Below are 22,811 nucleotides of genomic sequence, written 5' to 3' on the forward strand. Positions count from 1 at the left end.
CTATAAAACTAGTCCTTTCAAGAATATCAGTATTATTATCGCTATAACAGGCGAAAAATCTACAGGACCAGAGTAATTTTTATAAAGTATTCTTCTTATAGGTCCTTCTATTGGCTCTGTTATTTCGTCCATTATCTGATATAACTTTGTTTCCATAAGAGATGGAACCCATGTAAATAAGCTTTTAACCACTATTATCCATGAAATTATATCAAGAAGATAGGCTATAGCTATCCTTAATGTATGCATTAGCATTCCCACTTTCATCTATATTATTTTGTTATTATTTCTGCCAAGGGAAAAGTGCTCTACTTTCTAGTTCTTTTTTCACACTGGCATCTATATCAACATTATTTGGAGCAAGTATGAATATTGATCCAGCAACTTTCTGGATATCTCCATCTAATACATAAACCGCCCCATTTAAGAAGTCGAATATAGATTTTTTAACCTGTGGAGATGATACTCCATCTAGGTTTACAACTACTGTTTTTCTCTGTTTTAAAGCATCTGCTATCTGAGTTGCTTCGTCGTATATTTTAGGAGCATATATAACAACTTTCATATGTCCTCCTGCTGGGTAGTCGATTACTTTTCCTATTTTAGGATTAGATGGTAGAGCACTGTAATCTTCAGTTTCTTCAACTTCCTCTTCTTCCTCTACATCATCATCTTCGTATTCATCACCTTCATATTCATCGTAATCTAAATCGTCATCATCACTGAATATATTCTTCATTTTATCGATTATTTTTGCCATGTTACCGTCCTCCAATTTACTTTGTTATTTGTTGTAATTTCTTTTTCCGAATATAGCAGTTCCGACTCTAACCATTGTAGCTCCCTCTTCTACAGCTATTTCAAAATCATTTGTCATACCCATAGAAAGCTCTTTCATCTCAACATTTCCTATATTCATATTATTTATTTCATCAGAAAGTTCTTTAAGATCTCTGAATACTTTTCTTATCTCATCTCTCTCAGCGTCAAATGGCGCCATTGTCATAAGACCTTTAATCTTTATATTAGGATATTTTTCTGCAACAAGTCTAACAAATGGCTCTACTTCTTCTCTAGACATGCCATGTTTACTCTCTTCTCCAGAAATATTCACCTGAACAAGACAATCAATCACCCTACCTATTTTACTTGCTCTCTTGTCTATCTCCTCGGCAAGCCCTTCTCTATCTAAAGAATGTATCATACAAACCTTGTCTATTATATATTTAACTTTATTTGTCTGTAATGATCCTATTTGATGCCATCTAATCTTATCTCCTAAAACCTCATACTTTCTAGCTAACTCCTGAGGCTTATTCTCACCAGCATCTAAAGCATCTGCTGCTATAGCCTCCTCAACCTTATCAACATCAACAGTCTTAGTAACTGCAATAAGCTTTATCTCATCGGCATCTCTGCCTGCTCTCTTAGCTGCATCTGCTATTCTCTTTCTTATACTTTCAATATTTTCTCTAATATTTTCCATATAAATCACCACCTATTTTTAATATTTAAAAATATATGATCTATATCATATCTTAAAATCAACTGACACTATCAGCTTAAAATTTCAATATTATATACCATATTATATTATACCAAATTTAACTACTTATAAAAAGGGAAAATAAAAATGAGAATAAAATTTTATCCTCTCCTAAACAATTTATTTCAATATACCACTATAAATATTCCACAATCTATTTTGTAGTGATGTCTTTATATAAATCTCTATCCGTTTTATTTCCGGCTAAAATAAAAGAGGGTAATATCCAAATACACGACAATCTGCAAGTGGCACGCAACATTTAAATGTGTTACATAAACGTGCGTGCCACTGAAGCCTGGAGTAATTTGGATATACCCTCTTTATTTCTTATAGCCCTATATGTTCTACTTCGTTCTTTTTGTTTCTAGTCATTAGTCCTTTTATTCCTTCATAAGGTTCAAGTCCATCGTGAACAACAGCATATATCGCATTAGTTATAGGCATATCTATACCTAATTTTTCAGCTACATCATGTGCAACCTCAGTAGCAGTTATTCCTTCAACAACCATCTTAACCTTTTCAAGAGTTTCTTCAACAGAGTATCCTTCTCCTATAAGTATACCTGCTCTTCTATTTCTACTGTGCATACTTGTACAAGTAACGATTAAATCTCCTATACCAGAAAGTCCAGTAAAAGTAATCGCCTTTGCACCCATAGCAATACCAAGTCTACTTATCTCTGTTATACCTCTAGTCATAAGTGCTGCCTTAGTATTATCTCCATAGCCTAAACCGTCGCATATACCTGCTCCAAAAGCTATGATATTCTTTAAAGCACCCCCAAGTTCAACACCTATAAGGTCTGAGTTTGTATAAACTCTAAGTGCTGGTGACATAAACGCATCCTGAACTATCTGAGCGTATTCTATATCTTCTGATGAAACCACTATTGTAGTAGGTAGGTCTTTTGCAACCTCCTCTGCATGTGATGGCCCAGATAACATAACATACTTAGAATCAGGAAGCTCTTCTGCACAAACTTCAGAAAGTCTTTTTCCAGTTCCCTTTTCAAGACCTTTTGCAACATTTACAATAATCTGATCTGGTGTTAATTTTCCTTTTAATTTAACACACATTCCCCTAACAGCCTGAGATGGAACTGCTAAAACAACTATCTTACTATCTTTTACAGCTTCATCTAAATCGTCTGTTACATTTAAATTATCAGGAAATGTTGCTCCTGGTAGATATTCCGTATTTTCTCTATTTTTATTTATACTTTCAGCCCGTTCTTTTCTTCTAGACCACATAAGAACGTCAAAATTATTTTTTGCCAGGCTCAAAGCTAGAGCTGTACCCCAGCTACCTGTACCTAATACGCATACCTTCTTCATAATATCCCTCCTGAAGATGATTAATTCTTCTTCTCTCCAATTTTTCTTTCGTTTCCACTAAATACTCTTTTTAAGTTTGCTCTATGTGTATATATTACTGACAATCCTAAAAATACAGTTACTGGAATAGCCTCTTTTTTGCCCATTAAATACACTACTATTGGTGAACACGCTATACCAATTACCGAACCTAGAGATACGTATTTTGTAACTGCTACAACAACACCAAATACAGCAAAACAAGTAAGTGCTGCTACTGGATGTACTGCAAGCATTGCACCTAGTGATGTTGCAACACCTTTTCCACCTCTGAATCCTAAAAATGCTGGCCAGTTGTGACCTACAACAACACCCACAACCGCAACATATTTGGCAGTCAATGTATCTATCGGAATAAATTTAGACACTATACATGCTACTAAAACAGCAAGCGCACCTTTTAGCACATCTCCTATAAATGTCATCAATCCCGCCTTTTTACCTAGAGTTCTTAAAACATTTGTAGATCCTGCATTTCCAGAACCCTGTGTTCTTATATCGATACCAGCTATTCTTTTGGCTATTATATAAGATGTCGATATATTTCCTAATAAATATGCCACTATGGCAACTAAAATATAACCTAACATTCTCTATAATTACCCCCTTTTAATTATCTCTTTTTCTGTCTATATTCAAATCTTATTGAAGTTCCTTCAAATCCAAAGTTTTCTCTTATTCTATTTTCAAGATATCTCTGATAAGAGAAATGAGTAAGCTCTTTATCATTTATAAATAGAGTTATCTTAGGAGGTTTAACATCTGTCTGAGCTCCATAGTATATTTTTAATCTTCTACCTTTATCTGATGGTGGCTGATTTAACATGACTGCTTCACCTATTACCTCATTTAAAGCAGAAGTAGATATTCTCTTAGCATGTTCTGATGCTACGAAATCAACTGTTTCAAGTATTTTGTTCATTCTCTTATTTGTAAGAGCTGATACAAATAGTATAGGAGCATAAGCCATGAATGGGAATTTAGTTCTTATTTCATCAGTGTATTTTTTAACTGTTTTATTGTCTTTTTCTATTAAGTCCCATTTATTTATAACAAATATACAAGCCTTACCTTCATCGTGTGCTATACCAGCAACCTTAGTATCCTGTTCTGTAACACCTTCCTGAGCGTCTATTACTATAAGAACAACATCTGCTCTATCAACAGCACTCATAGCTCTTATAACACTGTATTTTTCAACACTTTCGTATACTTTACTTTTTCTTCTAAGTCCTGCTGTATCTATAAGAAGATAGTTCTGTCCATTCTTTTCGAAATATGTATCGACAGCATCTCTTGTAGTACCTGCTATTGGACTTACTATAACTCTATCCTCACCTAATATGTTGTTAAGTATAGAACTCTTACCTGCATTTGGTTTACCTGTTATAGCAACTTTTATAGTATCTTCGTCTATTTCTGTATTAAGTCCTTCTGGGAAATTAGCAACTATTTCATCTAATAAATCCCCAAGTCCCATACTGTTTGCTCCAGATATTGCAAACGGCTCGCCAAGACCTAATTCATAGAAGTCATATACATTGTCATACTGACTCATACTATCTATTTTATTTACAACTAATATTACTGGTTTATTTGTTCTTCTAAGAGTTTCCGCTATTTCTCTATCCGCAGCAGTTATACCCTGTTTTCCATCGACAACCATTAGTATAACGTGAGCCATGTCCATAGCAAGCATAGCCTGGTTTCTCATCTGAGATACGATTATATCGTCGCTCTTTGGCTCAATCCCACCTGTATCTATTAGAGTGAAGTATTTATTTAACCACTCAACCTCTGTAAATATTCTATCTCTTGTTACTCCTGGAGTATCTTCAACTATCGATATCCTTCTTCCTGCAAATTTGTTAAATATTGTAGATTTTCCGACGTTAGGTCTACCAACTACGGCTACAATAGGTCTATTCATATCTGACATTTTATCAACCTTCCTTTCATTTTTTAATTTATATCAGTTATTTAAGTATCTTATCCACGAAATCATGTCCTTCATTTTCACAAGGAACGACTTCATTACCTAAAATTTCTTCAAGCTGCTCAAGCGTTACATCATCTAAGAATATAAGCTCATCAGCTTTTAACATACTTCTTGTTATATAAAGAGTTTCTCCTCTTTCTTTACCTTCTGTCTGTTTAATAATATCCTGAGCTGTTATAAGCCCTGAAACTGTGATTGTTTCTCCCCAGAATTCATTTACTATTCTATACACATTTATTTTAACCTGAGGGAATTTTTTCATTATAAGTTCTGCCATACTGTTTATAAACTCGTACGCAGACTTCCCTGTAGCTATTGAAACAGTTTTTTCTCTTACATCGTAATCATCTGGAAGCTCATCAAGATAATTCTCTATCTCTGTTCCAAGCTTTCTTATCATACCTACACCGTCTTCAAACTGAAGGAATCCTTCATAAGAATCGTAGTCAGGTATTTCTCTATTTGCAATTATATAAAACTCATCTGACATAAATGCAAATCTTGAGCCAAATTTTTCTAAGCATTTTTCCTGAAGTCCTTCAACTAAATCTAGTGCCTCATTAGCTGTTTTTTCGTTGAATATTTCAAGATGAGGTAGATGATCTCTGTATCTAGTCACCCCAACTGGAACTATTGCAACGCTGTTTACATTTGGATAAAGATTAGATAAATCAGTTATAGTTCTTTCTAATTCCTTACCATCATTTACACCTGGACATAAAACTATCTGGCAGTTCATAGTTATTCCTGCCTCAGCTAGTCTTTCCATTATGCTGTATAATTTTCCAGCAAATCTATTTGTAATCATTCTCTGTCTTAACTCTGGATTAGTAGTGTGGACAGATATATTTATTGGGCTAATTCTGTATCTTATTATATCCTCTATATCCTGCTCGCTCATATTTGTAAGAGTTACGAAATTTCCCTGAAGGAATGATAGTCTTGAATCGTCGTCTTTAAAGTATAAAGTTTCTCTCATTCCCTTTGGAAGCTGGTCTATAAAGCAGAACATGCACTTATTTCTGCAGCTTTTTGCTTTATCTATAATAGGGTTAGTAAACTCTAATCCCAATTCTTCATCGTAATCTTTTTCTATCTCGTATACCACTCTTTCTCCGCTCTTTGTCTGTATTTCAAGCTCGATATACTCGTCATCAGTTAAGAATCTATACTGAATAATATCCTTAACCTTTTCTCCATTTACCGATATTAAAAGGTCTCCAACTTCTATCTCCAACTCTTCCGCTATACTTCCTGGATATATTCTACTTATTATATTGTTCGAATTCTTTACATTAACTTCCACGTTTGATATTCCCCTTTCTAAACTTGATTATCTCTCTAACTCAATTTATCATTACAAAATATCAAATTTCAATCACGCTCTTAAAAAAAGTCATCACATATCATTTTATGATACCATTTTTAAAGAAAGTATTCAACTCTTTAAAAAAATTGTTCTTTCCATTTTCCTATAAATAAAAAAATTAAGTATAAAAAATGGGCTGCTGTATAATACAACAACCCACAAATATTAATCTCTTTTCATTGGAATTCTTACAGTAAATGTACTGCCCTTTTCTAATTCACTTTCAACAGAAATAGTTCCTCCAAGGTTCATCGCTATATGTTTTGTTATAGCAAGCCCAAGACCTGTTCCACCTATTTCTCTACTTCTAGCTTTATCTACTCTATAAAACCTTTCAAATATTCTTGCCTGATCTTCTTTTGGTATTCCCATACCTGTATCAGATACCTTTATTACAGCGTCATCTTTATCTGCAAATATTTTTACATTAACATCTCCATTTTCTGGAGTATATTTTATAGCATTGTCAACTAAGTTTAATATTATCTGTTTTACGTAATCTGCATTTGCAGCTATTTTTATAGTTTCATCTGCATTGCAATTTAACGAAATATTTTTCGTTCTTGCAGATATCATTAGCATATCCTCTACTCTTCTATATACAGAGTACAAGTTTATAGCTTCTTTTTCTTCTTTTTTATCATTTTCTATAAATGATAAGGTAAGTATATCTTCGATAAGTCTTCTAAGTCTATTTGCTTCACCGTCGATTATAGTTAAAAATCTATTTCTAGTTTCTTTATCTATATTTTCGTTTAACTTCAATGTTTCAGCAAATCCACTGATAGAAGTAAGAGGAGTTTTTAACTCGTGGCTGACATTTGCCACAAAGTCTTTTCTCATATTTTCTGCTCTTACTCGTTCTGAAATATCCTCTATATTTACTATAGATCCTATTACGATGCTTTTATTATTTTGAAGGTATACTGGGTCAAGTTTTATTCTTAAAAATCTTCCATCTTCCATGTTTATGATAGTTTTTTCATTTACTTTTGACCCCATAAACATCATTATCTGTTTTAGAATCAAATCATTTCTAATAGCAAATGATATATTTCGTCCCTCAACCATTACCTCTTTAGGGCAATTTATCATCTTTTTAGCTTCATCGTTTATAAGAAGTATATTTCCCTCTATATCTATTGCAAGTATACCATTTGATATACTTTTTAATATCGATCTCAGCTGCAAGTTTTTATATTCAAGTTCGTCAAATGTATTGTACAAACTTTTTATCATCTCATTGTAGTTTTTAGCAAACTCCCCAAGCTCGCCGTTTCCACCTAAATCCATTCTGGCATGGTGCTCATTATTACTTACTCTTTTAGAAACATCTATAATCTCTCTAAGATATTTTCTTACGTTTATTGCATATCTAGCAGAAACTATAGCTATTACTACAGAGATAAGTGTAACTATCAATTCTATATTAATTGGATCCATCTATATACACCTCCCAGTTAGTCTATTTTATATCCAACACCTCTTATTGTTTCGATATATTTTTCATCTGCTCCAGCTTCTTCTAATTTTTTTCTAAGATATCTTATATGTACGTCTACAGTTCTAGTTTCGCCATAGTATTCATATCCCCATATCTCATCTAATAGGAAGTTTCTTGAAAGAACCTTTCCTCTATTTTTAAGAAGTAGCTTTAGAAGCTCAAATTCTTTTAATGTTAAATCCACTTTTTTATCGTTTATTTTAACTTCATGTTTTGTAAGGTTTAGTTTTAAATTTCCTGCTGTTAGTTCTTCACTTTCCTTACCTGTGTTCATTCCATATCTTCTCATAACAGAAGTTATTCTCGCTAAAAGTTCTTTTATACTAAATGGTTTTGTTATATAGTCATCAGCACCAACTTCTAGCCCTTCCACTTTATCATCTTCCATATTTTTTGCTGTAAGCATTATAACAGGAATTTTCTTTAAATCTGCATCCTGTCTAATTTTCTTTAATACTTCTATTCCACTTATATTTGGCAGCATCCAGTCTAAAAGAATTAAATCTGGTTTTTCATCTTTCGCCTTTATAAATCCGTCAAATCCATCATATGAATATATTGTTTTGTATCCAGATGTTTCTAAATTGAATCTAAGCAATTCAACTATATGCATCTCATCATCTATTATCAAAACTTTTTCACTCACTACAAACACCTCTCCTATCCTCTAACCGTTTACTTCACTATAATTTTATCTGAACAATAGTACCTATTCTTTTATCAGTCTTGTTGTCCTTTCTATATGAATAGAATTTATCATTCTGACAAGATGTGCAAATGTTAAGATTGTGTATATTTTCTTTCTTAACACCGCATTTTTCAAGTAAATAACTATTAATTTTTGTTAAATCTATATGAAATCTGTCCTCTTTTATTATATAGAATTTAAAGTCTTTGTTTGTAACGATTGTGTTAAATTTATCCACTAGTTCTTTAGATACCTCATAACAGCACGGACCTATTGCAGGACCTATGATTGCGACAATTTCCTCAGGATTTGAGCCAAAATTATTTAACATAGATTTAATGGTTTTAACAACTATCTCTGCATAAGTTCCTCTCCAACCAGCATGTATATCAGCAATTATTTTCATTTTTTTATCTACCAAAACTATTGGAACACAGTCTGCAGTATATATCATAAGTGGAACATCTGGAATATTTGTTATCATTGCATCAGCTTCTTCTGTAACCCCAATATCTTCACTTTTTATAATTCTTACAATATCAGAATGAATCTGCTTACAATCTGTTAAATTCTCATAATTTAATCCACATCCAGATAAAACAGTCTTCATATCATCAGAATTCTTGGCATCATATTTTCTCTCAGTTATTACAACCTTAGCAAATCCACCATCATCAAAATTTATTTCCTTAACTATACAATCATTTATATTAGCTTTACAATTTTCCATAAACTTATTCTCCTTTTTCTGTAAGAATATTCTTTAGCTCATTTACAAATGTATTTATATCCTTAAACTGTCTATACACTGAAGCAAATCTTATATACGCAACCTCGTCTAAATCCTTCAAACTATCCATCACTATCTCACCGATAACCTTTGACTCCACTTCTCCTGTGTACTTTCTATTAATTTCATACTCAACCTTTGACACTATCTTCTCTATATCTTCAACAGAAACAGGTCTTTTCTCGCATGCCTTCATAATACCACGCTTTACCTTATCCCTATCAAACACTTCTCTAGTATCGTCTTTCTTTATAACCATTATAGGTGTTGTTTCTATTTTTTCATATGTAGTAAATCTCTTCTTACACTCTTCACATTCTCTTCTTCTTCTAATTGTATTTGGATCTGTATGTCTTGAATCGACAACCTTTGACTCTCTAAAACCACAAAATGGACACTGCATATCTCTCTTTCCTCCATTTTTTAATTATACTTAATTCTTTTTTTACTATAGATAATTGTTTATACTATCATAACACTAATTCAACATTTGTCAACTCTTTTGAATATAAAAAGAAAAGGTAGCTAATTATCGCAGACAGATTTTATCCTTGTAAAAGTATAAGAAATAATTATCGTTCCAGGCTTCGGCGTTTCACCCTTTTATGTAACACATTTAAAAGTTGTGAAACGCCTGCAGATTGTCACTGATAATTTTATTTCTTATACTTTTTTTCAAGAATATCAATTTGCTGCGCTAATATAGATACCTTTTCTTATTTACAAATCTTCAATCGTAAGCAAAGTAATTCGCAAGCGAATTATAAAATGTTTATATATTTAGTTTATTATAATATATATCACATACTGTTACCGGAGGTTCTACTCTTTTACTAGATGTAGACGGACTGGCGCTGATTTTTTGCGGCTTGCCTTTTGGCTCGGGAATTTTAACTATCTTCGAACTCGACAATGCAGCTCGACTGCCTGGAGAGGAGAAGATAGTTAATTCCCGAGCTCTAAAAAGGCTGACGCAAAATATTGCGTCAGCCCGTCTATACTACTTATTTTCTTTTTCTTCTATTTCTTATAAATGAAGGTATTTCCATGTCTTCATCTACATCTATCTGAGGTTCAGAAACTGCTTTTGTTATTGATGGAGCTTCTTCTTCTACAACAGTTGATTCAACTGTTGCCACCTCTTTATTTAATTCTTCTTTTATTATTTTTCTAGTTTCTTTAGCAACCTTCTGCATATCAGGATCGAATCCAGTAGCTATAACTGTAACAGTTACTTCATCACCTAATTCTTCCTTAACATTAGCACCGAAGATTAAATCCACATCTTCGTGGCATGATTCGTAGATTATATTTGAAGCTTCGTTTATTTCAACTAAGCTTAGGTCTAATCCACCAGATATGTTAAGTATAACGCCTCTTGCTCCAACTATTGAAGTTTCAAGAAGTGGAGATTCAATAGCCTGTCTTACAGCTTCTATAGCTTTATTATCACCTTTAGCGCTACCTATACCTATGTGAGCAAGACCTTTGTCTCCCATGATTCTCTTAACATCGGCAAAGTCTAAGTTGATTATACCAGGAACTTTTATAAGTTCTGATACTGACTGTATAGCCTGTCTTAACACGTCATCCGCTATAGAGAATGCCTGAAGCATAGATGTATTTTTCTGAACAACCTGAAGTAATCTATCATTAGGTATAGTTATAAGAGTATCGACTTTACTCTTTAACTCTTCTATACCAGTTTCAGCCTGTTTCATTCTTTTTCTACCTTCAAAAGTAAATGGTTTAGTAACTACACCAACTGTTAGTTTTCCCATTTCTTTAGCTAACTGAGCGATAACTGGAGCAGCTCCTGTTCCTGTTCCTCCACCCATTCCAGCTGTTATAAATACCATTTCTGAGTCTTCTAATAATTTTATTATTTCGTTTTTACTTTCTTCAGCAGCTTTTCTTCCAACTTCTGGATCAGCTCCTGCCCCAAGTCCTTTAGTTAATTTTTCACCGATCTGAACCTTGTATTCAGCTTTTGATCTACATAAAGCCTGTTTGTCTGTATTAACTGAAATAAAGTCTACCCCATTTATTTTGGCATCAACCATTCCATCAACGGCATTACTTCCTCCACCGCCGACACCGACAACCTTTATTTTGACCCATTCTTCTAATTCTACGTCAAAGCCTAGCATCAATTCTCCTCCTTCTTTATCTCCAATATAATACATCTTATCATCTATTATATATAATTTTCATCCATCATAAATCATACTTATAATCTGCATGACTATAAATTTCCATTATATTTACATTAATAGCTATAATACCATTTTACTTCTAAACATATACTTATTGCAAGTCAATTTTGTCAATTCAAGGATAAATATGCAAAATTTTTAATAAATATAAACATTTAGCTCATTAATTTAATATTACAGTTATTTTAAAATCAATTTTTTTATATTTTATTTAACTAATTCCTCAATTTCGTCATAAATTAATTTTATCGCTTCTGGTTTACCTGCCTTTTTACTAGCAGCTGCCATATCTGATAATAGTGCTTCATCTCCTAGCATTTTGAACACTGCTTTATCCAATCTTTCTGGAGTAAGCTCTTTTTCTAATATAGCTATACCTGCTCCTTTTGCTTCTATACTTTTTGCATTGTATTCCTGATGGTTTTCTGCAGTGTATGCTTTTGGTATTATTATAGATGGTTTTCCAAGAGCTGTTATCTCAGCTAAAGATATAGCACCTGCACTTCCTATAACTATATCACTTGCAGCTAGACCATTTGCCATATCTTCTAAATAAGGCATTACTCTCTGGTCTTTATTTAATTTTATATCTTTTATTTCTTCCATAAAACTATCATAGAATCTCTTACCTGTAGCAAATATAAAAGCAACATCTTCTTTAACCATATGTTTTATAACTTTTTTCATTGCTTTATTTATAGTACTAGATCCACCACTACCACCGTAGCATAGTACTAATTTTTTATCTGGGTCTATTCCAAGTTTTTTTCTGGCTTCAGTTTTATCGGCATCTAAAATTTCCTGTCTTACTGGGTTTCCAACGAATTTTAGTTTGTGCTGACTAGATTCTGGGAATCTTGCATGAGAATCCTCAAAACTAGTAAGTACCTTTGTAACTGTTTTTGATAGTATTTTATTTGTAACACCTGGGAATGAATTCTGCTCATGAACTACACAAGGTATTTTTTTCATAGACGCGTTAAATAGCACAGGACCACTTACATATCCACCTGTACCTATTACAACATCAGGTTTAAATGTTTTAACTATTTTCTTAGTCTGATGAAGACCTTTCATAAGTTTAAACACTCTCTTTACATTTTCTAAATCTACTTTTCTCTTAAATCCCTGAACAGTAACGGTTTCTAATCTATATCCATATTTTGGCACTATTTCAGACTCTATTCCGTTCCGTGTTCCGACGAAAAGAATCTCTGCATCTGGATTATTACTTTTTATTTCATTAGCTATGGCTATTGCTGGATAGACATGTCCTCCAGTTCCGCCGCCTGATAATATTACTCTCATTTCTTGTCTCCTATTTTTTCAATTTATATAACTCAGCAATGGTTAATTCATATTCCACTTATAATATTATATCAGATTGACAATTTTTTTGAACTCCTCTTTAATAGATTAGTTCCTTTTATTATAAATTTTATATTGCATTTTTTATAATTTTAATTATTTATCTTAATTCTAAACAAAAAATAGCTGTGCCGAGTAAAATTTCACAGCACAGCCTTTATATCAATTTTAAAATTTTATAAATTATTTACATTATCTTTGAAATCTTTTCCTCTTACTTCAAAGTTTTTGTACATACCCCAACTAGCACATGCTGGAGAAAGTAAAACTATATCTCCTTTTTTTGCTATATCGTGGCAAGTTTTAACTGCTTCTTTCATATCCTCTACTCTGTGTATATCTGTAAATCCTATTCTTCTAGCTGCTTCCTCGATTTTATCTGCAGTCTGTCCAAGTAAAACTAATGTTTTAACATTTTTCTTTGCTATTTCAAGAAGTTCATCGTATGTACTTCCCTTATCGTATCCACCTGCTATAAGTATTATTGGATTTTCATATGCCTGAACTGCTTTTATTGTAGAATCTGGGTTTGTTCCCTTAGAGTCGTTTACATATTTAACTCCTTCTACTTCTTTTACAAATTCAAGTCTGTGCTCAACAGCTTTGAAAGTTTTTAAAACTTCTCTTATAACTTCTATATCTATTCCTGATACATAAGCCATTGCAGCTGCTGCCATACAGTTTTCAAGGTTATGTCCTCCTGGTAAAGAAAGCTCGCAAACCTTCATTAAATTAATTTTTTCATCTATATCTATTATGATATCTCCATTTTCAACGTAGATACCTTTTTCTAGTTTTTCTAATCTAGAGAAAAATACTACATTTGCATTACATTTTTCTGCTAAAGCTCTTGTTAATTCATCGTCGTAATTTAAGACACAGAAGTCATTTTTATCCTGGTTCATAAATACGCTAGCTTTAGCATCTATATAATTTTCCATAGTATGATGTCTGTTCATGTGGTCTTCAGTTATATTAAGAACAGCACTCACACTTGGTTTAAAATCTTTTATACTTTCAAGCTGGAAACTACTAAGCTCTGTAACAAAGCTAGCCCCTTCATTTGCAGCCTGTACAGCGTCTATTACAGGGTTACCTATATTTCCGACAACATAAGTTTCTTTTCCTGCTTTTTCAAATATTTCTCCTGTTAGGCTAGTAGTTGTAGTCTTACCATTTGTACCAGTTATTCCTACAAAATATGGTTTATTGGCTAATTCATAGGCTAATTCTACCTCACCTATTAATTCTTTATTTTCTTCTATTACTTTTTTGATAAATGGAAGGTCTAAAGGAACTCCCGGCGAAACAACAACCATATCTATGTCTGCTATATCTTCAGGATGATGTCCTAAAATATATTTTATACCGTCGATATCTTTTATCTCTGCTATTATTTCTTCAAGCTGATCCTCTGTCTTTATATCATTAACTGTTATGTCTGCTCCGTATTTTGCAAGACATTTTATTGTTGATATTCCTGTCTTTGCAAGACCGACAAGTAGAACTTTTTTTCCTTTTAATTCCATTTCTTCTTCCTCCAAATTTTTAGAATCCTGCTACTACTCCTATCCAAGCAAGTATAATTGCTACTATCCAAAATATAAATACAACCTTTGTTTCAGGCCATCCACACTGTTCAAAGTGGTGGTGAAGAGGTGCCATTTTAAATATTCTTTTTCCAGTCTTTTTGAAATATGTAACCTGTATTATAACTGATAGTGCCTCAGCAAAGTATATACCTCCTACTATAGGTATTAATAAAACTGAGTTTGTTAAAACTGCAAATGCTACAACAGCTCCACCTAATGCCATAGAACCTGTATCACCCATAAATACTTTAGCTGGGTTTACGTTAAATACTAAGAATCCTATACATCCACCTATTGTAGCTGCTGCAAACGTTGCAACTGCTGCATCTTTAGCTACAAATAAAGCAAATGCTACGAAGAAAGTAGACACTACTGCTGTTATTCCTGAAGCAAGTCCATCAAGACCATCAGTTAAGTTTACTGCATTAACTGTTCCTATTATTATGAACATAATTATTGGAACGTATAAAATACCTAAATCTATAAACTTATCTGTAAATGGTATCATTATTTTTGATGCCGCTGGAGAAGATGTATACTGATAGAATGCTACATATCCAGATATAACAAACTGCATAGCTATCTTCTGCCATGGTTTTAATCCTAGTGATCTTCTCATCTTTATTATTATAAAGTCATCAAGGAACCCTACTAATCCAAAACCTAACATGCAAACAAGTCCTACAAATATATCAGAGTCTAACTTAGCTCTAAATAGAACTGTTATTGTTATTGCTATCATAAACATAATTCCACCCATTGTAGGTGTACCGTTTTTAGCAAGGTGAGTCTGAGGACCGTCGTCCCTTACTGTCTGACCAAATTTTAATCTATGAAGCATAGGTAAAAATATTGGCCCAATTATTACAACTATTATAAATGCCATAAGCATCGTAATAGTTAGATTTTTAATATCCATATTAAAATTTCCTCCTATTGTTTCTTAAATCTTACTTTATCTATTATATACCTTCTTTTTTTCTTGTAAATAGAAAATATCTTCTTTTAGTTTAATTGATTTCAGAAACTTCCTTTACATACTCAACAAACTTTTCAAATTTCATCCCTCTAGAAGCCTTAAATAGCATTGTATCTCCAATCTGCATTATTTCTCCTAAAAGTTTTTTAGCATCTTCTAAATTATCGAAGTGGTATGAATTTTTCACATCAAATCCATTTTCCTCTGCTTCTTTATTTATAAATACCGCACTTTCTCCAACAGTTATTATAACATCTGAATTATCTACACAGGCTTTTCCTACTCTTCTATGTCCAAATTCAGCTAAATCTCCCATTTCAAGCATATCTCCAAGAACAGCTATTCTTCTGCCCTCATATCTTCCAAGTATGCTAAGAGATGCCTCCATTGAGTCAGGACTTGCATTGTAAGTATCATTTATAACAGTGTACTCACCTATTTTTCTTATATCCTGTCTCATTCCTGTAGCTTTAAAATTAGAAAGACCTCTTTTAATTCCTTCCATAGATATTCCCTCTACAGTACCAACAGCTATTGCAGCCATTGCATTGTAGATATTGTGTTTTCCTACAGTTGGTATAAATATCTTTTCTATATTTCCCATAACAGAACATTCAAATTCTATGCTATCTTCTGTCATATCATAGGCTACACAGTATATATCATTATTTTTTTCAAATCCAAATGTTATAAGGTCGTAATCTCTTTCCGCATCTCTTAAAGTAGATAGGAATTTATCGTCCCCATTTACAACAAGAGTGTTTCCTTTTCCAAATCCAGTAGTTATTTCCATTTTAGCTTTGAAAATACCTTCCTGAGATCCAAGATTTTCAACGTGTGAAAGTCCTATATTAGATATAACTGCAACCTTTGGATTTACCATATTTGCAAGGTACTCGATTTCTCCAAATCCTGACATACCCATTTCTATAACAGCACATTCATAACTACTATCTAGGTTGAATAATGTTAGTGGAACTCCAAAATGGTTGTTGAAGTTCTTTTCATTCTTTAAAGTAGCTCTTTCTGAAGAAAGTGCTGCATACACCATATCTCTAGTTGTTGTTTTTCCAACACTACCAGTTATCCCTATAAACGGTATATCAAATTTCTTTTTATAATAGTGCCCAATATCTCCAAGTGCTTTTGAAGTATCATCGACTTCTATTATATTCATATCTGATTTTATATCGATATCTTTTCCTTTATTAACAATAAATACTCTGCATCCTAAGTCATAAGCAGAACCGATATATTTATGAGCGTCGTTGTTTTCACCGACTATAGCTACAAATGCTGTATCTTCCTTAGCAAGTCTACTGTCTATTACGATAGCTTTTACAGATTCGCTGCCTTCCCCATTTTTTAAATTTCCTTTAGATGCTTCGACAATCTCTTTTACTGTCAGCCTCTCCATTTTACTTCCTCCTAACCTTCCGACAACAAGTCGGTTTTGAGCAAAAAAATTTTGTGCTCTAGTTAATATTTTTTCTATCAATAAAGGCAATGTATAGATGTCCACACATTGCCCTGATAAATTTTAGCATTTATAATTATATACCAAAATCAAATTTTTTTGAAGTGATTTATAGTCAGATGTAATCAAACTGTTACATATTCATATGATATTCACATATGATTTAATAGTTTTGTCATAAATTACTTCTTTTCAGCTACTCTAAGCTTAGCACTTCTCGATCTTGGGTTCATTTCTATCTCTTCTGCACTTGGAAGGATAGGCTTTCTTGTTATAACTTTAACCTCAGAAACTTTATCGCACTGGCAGAAAGGCATCTCTGGTGGGCAAATACAATCTAATGAAAGATATTTAAATTCATTTTTAACTATTCTATCTTCTAAAGAATGGAATGTTATTATACAAATTCTTCCGCCTGGATTCATTATTGAGCAAGCGTCATCTATCATTTTTGTTATTACTCCAAGCTCATTGTTTACTTCTATTCTTATAGCCTGGAATGTTCTCTTTGCTGGATGTGGCCCATCTATTCTCGCCTTTTTAGGAATAGCTTTTTTGATTATATCAACTAGCTCTCCAGTAGTTTCTATTGGTTTTTCTGATCTTCCTTCAACAATAAACTTAGCAATTCTTTTAGCCCAGTTATCTTCACCGTAGTCTTTTATTATCTTTGCTAATTCTTCTTCTGTGTACTCATTTACAACATTGTACGCAGAAAAATCTTTTCTAACGTCCATTCTCATATCAAGTGGAGCATCCTGCATATAAGAGAAACCTCTATCAGCCTCGTCTAGCTGATGAGAAGAAACACCTAAATCTGCAAGCACACCATCTATTTTATGTACGCCTATTTTTTCAAGCTCTTCTTTTATATTTTCAAAATTGCTGTGTACAAATTTTACTCTGTCGCTGTATTCTGCTAATCTTTCTTTTGCAGTCGCTATGGCATTTTTGTCCTGGTCAAATCCAATAAATAGCCCGTCACTAGAAAGTCTTTTGACTATTTCCTTAGAATGCCCAGCACCACCCATAGTACAATCGACATATACACCATCTGGTTTTATATTCAGATTATCTATGCACTCATTAAGAAGTACCGATACATGATTAAATTCCATTGTTTTCTCCTTTTTTATGTTATTTTTTCTACTATTATATATTATCTTGATATTAATTTAAGCTGCATTATTTTTCTTAGCTCTGTTCTTTAAATAGAAGTGAAGTACTAATCCGCCTACAACACCAACTAAACTTATAAACTGAGCCATTCTTATAGGCCCGAACATTAAGCTATCTGTTCTAAGTCCTTCTATGAAAAATCTACCTATTGAGTATAAAGTTATGTAAGAAACAATAACCTCACCTTCATAGGTCTTTTTCTTTCTCCTGTAGAACATTATGAATAGGAATATTCCAAAGTCCCAAATTGACTCGTATAAAAATGTTGGATGAACTTTAACTCCATCTACCATAATTCCCCAAGGAAGTGATGTTGGTCCTCCATGAGCTTCACCATTTATAAAGTTCCCCCATCTTCCTATAGCCTGTGCAAGTGGCATACCAACCATAACTGCATCTGCCGTTTTGAAGAAGTCTAATTTCTTTACCTTTGCATATATAAATCCTGTAAGAATTCCTCCTATAAGACCTCCGTGGATTGCAAGTCCTCCACCTCTTATATTAAAAATCTCACCTGGATTTTGTGAATAATAATCCCAACTAAATATTACATAGTACAATCTAGCACATATTATCGCCACCGGAATCGCTATAATAGCTATGTTTAAAACATCGTCTTCAGATATTCCAACTCTCTTAGCTTCTCTTACAGCTAATGCAATACCTATAAGCATCCCAGTTGCAATAAGTACCCCGTACCACATCACATCTATTCCAAAAATAGTAAATGCTACTCTATCCATATTTTCCCCCTGCTTAATTTTCTTCTCTTTTTAAATATTAATTTTCTTCTGTTTCTATAGGCTCAACTATTGATATTACGCAGTTTTCTTCTTTGAAGTGAGTTCTTAGTCTGTTTTCAACATCTTCAAATTCTACTTCTTTTAAAACTTCTAAGTAGTCTAATATATTTACATCTTTAAATGCGTAAGATATAAAGTTATTAGCTATAAATTCCATAGAATCCATATATTTTAAGAACTCTCCTATTTTTTTCTTCTTAGCTCTTTCAAATCCTTCTCTTGAAAGCCCTTCTTTTTTATATCTTTCTAGATATTCAGTTATAGTATCCTTTACCTTATGAGGATCTTTACCTTCTCCCGATATCAATGTAAACGCATATTCAACTTCTGAGTAGAATCCACCGTAGAAGCTATCATTTACCATTCCCTTCATATACATATCTTCGTTTAGTTCACTACCTGTTTTAAATATCATATCGCAAAGAATATCGCTGACTACTTCCTTTTTAAGAAGTTCTTTTCCCCTTAAATTAACGTCCTCGTCTTTGTACGCTATGTTAAACATAGGCATTGATACCTGATATTTTTCAACTATTTCCTTCTGAGCAATTTCTTTAGGCTCAGCATTAGGGAATCTCTGAATTTTTCCTTCTATTTTTTCTATATCAGAGTGGTTTGCTTTTTTGATTACATCCATAACTTCATTTTCATCTAAATCCCCAATTACAAATAGTATCATATTTGATGGATTGTAGAATGTGTTGTAGCATTTATAAAGCTCGTCTGGAGTTATTTTGTATATGCTATCAACATCTCCAGCTATGTCTATTCTAACATTGTGTTTCTGATACATTGCCTTTAGTGCATTGAAATAAACCTGCCAACTTGGATCATCGTCGTACATTTTTATTTCCTGAGCAATTATTCCCTTTTCTTTCTCAACATTTTCTTCTGTGTAGTATGGTGTCTGAACATAGTCTATTAAATGTGTTAAACACTCATTGAAGTTTTCTGTAGCTGAGAATAAATAAGCTGTCATATTAAAGTTTGTAAATGCATTTGCACTAGCTCCGTATTTAGAGAATAAGTCAAAAGCATTTCCACCATCTGGCTGCTCAAACATCTTATGTTCTAAGAAATGGGCTATACCTTCGTGTACTCTTATTTTTTCACTCTCACCCTTTGGTACAAATTCTAAGTCATTTGATCCAAAGTCCGTAGCTAGTACAGCATATTTTTTTACAAAACCTCTCTTAGGCATAAAATAAACTCTTAATCCATTTTCTAATGTTTCAAAGTATAATTCTTCTTTTATTATATCGTTTACTATCTTTTCCATAATATCCTCCTTATTTTTCATTTGTAAGGAAGTATACTGTATCTTCCTGTATATCTTTCATAGCCTCAACTATATCTTCAACAGTTATATTTTCAACATAATCTATTATCTCTTCTACTGTGTAATCTGTCCGTCCTAGTTCCTGTGAAAATACGAATTCTGACATTCCACCTAGTCCATCACAAGAAGATCTAAGTCCATTTATTAGAGATTTTTTAGTATTAACTAACTCTAATTCTGTTATTTCCCCATTTCTTACAGCATCAAGATTTTCCATTATAAGTCTTTCTGTTTTTTCTCTATTCTGCACTTCTATTCCTGAAGAAATCATCATTATAGATTTGTATTTATCTACATTTGCGAATATGTAGTAGCAAAGACTTTCTTTTTCTCTAACATTGTTGAATAGTTTTGAGTGAGGTCCTCCACCTAAAACACCAACTCCAGTAACTAAAGCGTAGTATTTTTTAGCATCTTTGTAGTCTGTATTTGCTCTGAATCCCATAACAAGTTTTCCTTGTGTTATGTCCATAGCTTCGTCCACTCTTTTAACTTCTTTTACTTCTTTAGTAAACTCTTCTCTAACTACAGGCTGAATATCTCCTCTTTCTATTGAGAAATGGCTCTTTATAGTATTTTCGATTTCTTCACAATCGAAATCTCCTTCTACTATTATATCTATTCTTGAATCTTTTATTATTTTTTTATAATGTTCGTAAAGAGATTCAGGAGTTATAGCATCTATCTCTTCTATTGTACCAGCTGACGGTATTCTGAATTTTTCTCCTTCGCACATTATTTCTATACATCTCTTGTGTGCATATGCTCTTTTATCATTTATAATAGATAAAACTTTATTCTTTAAGTTTTCTTTTTCTATTTCAACGTATTCTTTTTTGAACCCACCGTCTATCACAAGTGGTTTTGTTATTAAATCGTTTAAAAGCTCGATTATATCTCCAAATATTTTTTCATCTATATATTTGTCATTAGTGTTTAATACTTTAAAAGATATTAGCTGTCTTTCTCCTCTTTTTGAAGTATCCGCAGCTAAGGCAGCACCATAAAGGTCGTCAAGTCTATCAGATAATTCCTTCATTGAAGGATATTTTTCACATCCACTCGTAAGAACCTGAGGTAATAGTGAGTTTTTTGCTGCCTCGTTTTTATCTAACATTCTCTGTATATTTATGCTAATCAGATTTGATTTGAATTTTTCAGTTTTTATAAGAGTAAGCCCCATTCCTTTGGCTATTTCTTTTTTTATTATAGATTCCATTTTCTTCCTCCTCTTTCAAAAATTTCCTATTATAATATTATAACCTTTTTAATTGGAAATATATATAATAAAATCTTTTGGTTTACACAAAATATATTTTACATTAATAGTTATTCTGTTGTATAATTAATCTATGTGTCAATAGATAATAACGCTGAATGTATTAAGTGATGTTTACATTTAGCTAAAAATACAATAAAGAGAGGACGATTAATTATGAAATTAGGTATAGTTGGTTTACCAAACGTTGGTAAAAGTACACTATTTAATGCTATAACTCAGGCTGGAGCTGAGTCAGCAAACTACCCATTCTGTACAATAGACCCTAATATAGGTGTTGTATCTGTACCAGATCCAAGATTAGACAAATTAAAAGAGCTTTACAACTCTAAAAAAATAGTTCAGACTGCTATAGAATTCTGCGATATAGCTGGACTAGTTAAAGGAGCTTCAAAAGGTGAAGGTTTAGGAAACAAATTCTTATCTAACATAAGAGAAGTTGACGCTATAGTTCACGTTGTTAGATGTTTTGAAGACCCTAACGTTGTTCACGTTGACGGTTCTGTAGATCCATTAAGAGATATAGAAACTATAAACTTAGAGTTAATATTCTCTGATATAGAAGTTCTTGAAAGAAGATTAGTTAAAACTACTAAAGCTTTAAAAGCTGATAAAACTCTTCAGGGAGAAGTTGATATATTAAACAGCTTAATGGCTACTTTAGAAGACAATAAATGTATAAGAACTATGGAATTTGACGAAGATACTGCAGCTTTCGTTAAATCATTAAACTTACTTACTTCTAAACCAGTTATATATGTAGCTAATGTTTGTGAAGATGATTTAGCAGATGACGGTGCTAATAATGCAATGGTTGCAAAAGTTAGAGAATTTGCTGAAACAGAAGATTCTGATACAGTTGTTGTATGTGCTCAGATAGAAGCAGAAATATCTGAACTTGAAACTGATGAAGAAAAGAAAGAATTCCTTGAAACTTTAGGACTTGAACAGTCAGGTCTTGACAAGCTAATAAGAGCTTCTTACCACTTATTAGGATTAATATCATTCCTAACTGCTGGGGAAATGGAAGTTAGAGCTTGGACTATAAAAAATGGAACAAAAGCTCCTCAGGCTGGTGGAAAAATCCACTCTGATATAGAAAGAGGATTCATAAAAGCTGAAACAATAGCTTACGAAGACTTAATACAGTATGGAAACATGACTGCAGCTAAAGAAAAAGGTGCTGTAAGACTTGAAGGAAAAGAATACGTAGTTAAAGATGGAGATGTAATATTATTCAAATTTAACGTATAATATGAAGTTTTCGTCAATTTATTTTATCAAGTAGTTTTGAGTCCAATAACAA

At 32.6% G+C, this 22,811-nt stretch carries 21 protein-coding genes; 1 reads left to right on the top strand and 20 read right to left on the bottom strand.

All coding sequences use genetic code 11. The features are described from left to right. From DWX74_RS01195 to yfmF, 20 genes are all read right to left on the bottom strand, one after another. A complete protein-coding gene (locus DWX74_RS01195; RefSeq protein ID WP_199647493.1) occupies window positions 1-249 on the bottom strand; it encodes a YggT family protein in 249 nt (82 codons plus the stop codon). A 34-nt stretch (window positions 250-283) separates the two neighbouring features. After that, on the bottom strand, window positions 284-760 hold the full coding sequence (locus tag DWX74_RS01200; RefSeq protein WP_118548325.1) for a cell division protein SepF: 477 nt from the start codon (window positions 758-760) through the stop codon (window positions 284-286). Between the two features lie 24 nt (window positions 761-784). Continuing rightward, the gene (locus DWX74_RS01205) at window positions 785-1,486 is read right to left on the bottom strand and encodes a YggS family pyridoxal phosphate-dependent enzyme (protein ID WP_118548326.1); all 702 of its coding nucleotides are present in this window, start codon (window positions 1,484-1,486) and stop codon (window positions 785-787) included. A 390-nt stretch (window positions 1,487-1,876) separates the two neighbouring features. After that, on the bottom strand, window positions 1,877-2,884 hold the full coding sequence (locus tag DWX74_RS01210; RefSeq protein WP_286164122.1) for an NAD(P)H-dependent glycerol-3-phosphate dehydrogenase: 1,008 nt from the start codon (window positions 2,882-2,884) through the stop codon (window positions 1,877-1,879). 20 nt (window positions 2,885-2,904) lie between these two features. Beyond that, window positions 2,905-3,513 (bottom strand): glycerol-3-phosphate 1-O-acyltransferase PlsY, encoded by a 609-nt coding sequence (gene plsY, locus DWX74_RS01215; RefSeq protein ID WP_118548328.1) that lies wholly within the window; start codon window positions 3,511-3,513, stop codon window positions 2,905-2,907. A gap of 23 nt (window positions 3,514-3,536) precedes the next feature. Further along, window positions 3,537-4,862: a ribosome biogenesis GTPase Der gene (gene der / locus DWX74_RS01220; RefSeq protein ID WP_006439976.1), complete on the bottom strand. Its 1,326-nt coding sequence runs from the start codon at window positions 4,860-4,862 to the stop codon at window positions 3,537-3,539. Window positions 4,863-4,899: 37 nt separating this feature from the next. After that, a complete protein-coding gene (locus tag DWX74_RS01225) occupies window positions 4,900-6,228 on the bottom strand; it encodes a DUF512 domain-containing protein (protein WP_118548329.1) in 1,329 nt (442 codons plus the stop codon). Between the two features lie 228 nt (window positions 6,229-6,456). Beyond that, window positions 6,457-7,734 carry a HAMP domain-containing sensor histidine kinase gene (locus tag DWX74_RS01230; RefSeq protein ID WP_118548330.1) on the bottom strand — a complete coding sequence of 426 codons (1,278 nt, stop codon included), beginning with the start codon at window positions 7,732-7,734 and terminating at the stop codon, window positions 6,457-6,459. Between the two features lie 17 nt (window positions 7,735-7,751). After that, a complete protein-coding gene (locus DWX74_RS01235; RefSeq protein ID WP_118548331.1) occupies window positions 7,752-8,441 on the bottom strand; it encodes a winged helix-turn-helix domain-containing protein in 690 nt (229 codons plus the stop codon). Between the two features lie 37 nt (window positions 8,442-8,478). Further along, entirely contained in the window at window positions 8,479-9,213 is a 735-nt protein-coding gene (pgeF, locus tag DWX74_RS01240) for a peptidoglycan editing factor PgeF (RefSeq protein ID WP_118548332.1), read from the bottom strand. 4 nt (window positions 9,214-9,217) lie between these two features. Then, window positions 9,218-9,676, bottom strand: coding sequence for a transcriptional regulator NrdR (gene nrdR, locus DWX74_RS01245; protein ID WP_118548333.1), 459 nt, complete (start codon window positions 9,674-9,676; stop codon window positions 9,218-9,220). A 601-nt stretch (window positions 9,677-10,277) separates the two neighbouring features. Continuing rightward, window positions 10,278-11,423 (bottom strand): cell division protein FtsZ, encoded by a 1,146-nt coding sequence (ftsZ, locus tag DWX74_RS01250; RefSeq protein ID WP_199647494.1) that lies wholly within the window; start codon window positions 11,421-11,423, stop codon window positions 10,278-10,280. A 273-nt stretch (window positions 11,424-11,696) separates the two neighbouring features. Next, window positions 11,697-12,797, bottom strand: a complete 1,101-nt coding sequence (gene murG / locus DWX74_RS01255) for an undecaprenyldiphospho-muramoylpentapeptide beta-N-acetylglucosaminyltransferase (protein ID WP_118548335.1) — start codon at window positions 12,795-12,797, stop codon at window positions 11,697-11,699. Window positions 12,798-13,033: 236 nt separating this feature from the next. Further along, entirely contained in the window at window positions 13,034-14,386 is a 1,353-nt protein-coding gene (gene murD / locus DWX74_RS01260; RefSeq protein ID WP_118548336.1) for a UDP-N-acetylmuramoyl-L-alanine--D-glutamate ligase, read from the bottom strand. Between the two features lie 19 nt (window positions 14,387-14,405). Further along, complete coding sequence (gene mraY / locus DWX74_RS01265; RefSeq protein ID WP_118548337.1) at window positions 14,406-15,368, bottom strand: phospho-N-acetylmuramoyl-pentapeptide-transferase; 963 nt, start codon at window positions 15,366-15,368, stop codon at window positions 14,406-14,408. A 91-nt stretch (window positions 15,369-15,459) separates the two neighbouring features. Beyond that, on the bottom strand, window positions 15,460-16,845 hold the full coding sequence (locus tag DWX74_RS01270) for a UDP-N-acetylmuramoyl-tripeptide--D-alanyl-D-alanine ligase (protein ID WP_118548338.1): 1,386 nt from the start codon (window positions 16,843-16,845) through the stop codon (window positions 15,460-15,462). 242 nt (window positions 16,846-17,087) lie between these two features. Then, complete coding sequence (rsmH, locus tag DWX74_RS01275; protein ID WP_118548339.1) at window positions 17,088-18,023, bottom strand: 16S rRNA (cytosine(1402)-N(4))-methyltransferase RsmH; 936 nt, start codon at window positions 18,021-18,023, stop codon at window positions 17,088-17,090. A 57-nt stretch (window positions 18,024-18,080) separates the two neighbouring features. Next, window positions 18,081-18,827, bottom strand: a complete 747-nt coding sequence (gene lgt, locus DWX74_RS01280) for a prolipoprotein diacylglyceryl transferase (RefSeq protein ID WP_118548340.1) — start codon at window positions 18,825-18,827, stop codon at window positions 18,081-18,083. A gap of 37 nt (window positions 18,828-18,864) precedes the next feature. After that, window positions 18,865-20,166, bottom strand: a complete 1,302-nt coding sequence (yfmH, locus tag DWX74_RS01285) for an EF-P 5-aminopentanol modification-associated protein YfmH (protein ID WP_199647495.1) — start codon at window positions 20,164-20,166, stop codon at window positions 18,865-18,867. Between the two features lie 10 nt (window positions 20,167-20,176). Continuing rightward, window positions 20,177-21,445, bottom strand: coding sequence for an EF-P 5-aminopentanol modification-associated protein YfmF (yfmF, locus tag DWX74_RS01290; RefSeq protein WP_118548342.1), 1,269 nt, complete (start codon window positions 21,443-21,445; stop codon window positions 20,177-20,179). A 216-nt stretch (window positions 21,446-21,661) separates the two neighbouring features. On the opposite strand from yfmF, the gene ychF reads away from it, so the two are divergent. Then, a complete protein-coding gene (gene ychF, locus DWX74_RS01295) occupies window positions 21,662-22,759 on the top strand; it encodes a redox-regulated ATPase YchF (RefSeq protein ID WP_118548343.1) in 1,098 nt (365 codons plus the stop codon). Window positions 22,760-22,811: the final 52 nt, after the last annotated feature.

The organism is Peptoclostridium sp. AF21-18, from assembly GCF_003478825.1.
In the GTDB taxonomy this organism is placed as follows: Bacteria; Bacillota; Clostridia; order Peptostreptococcales; family Peptostreptococcaceae; genus Peptacetobacter.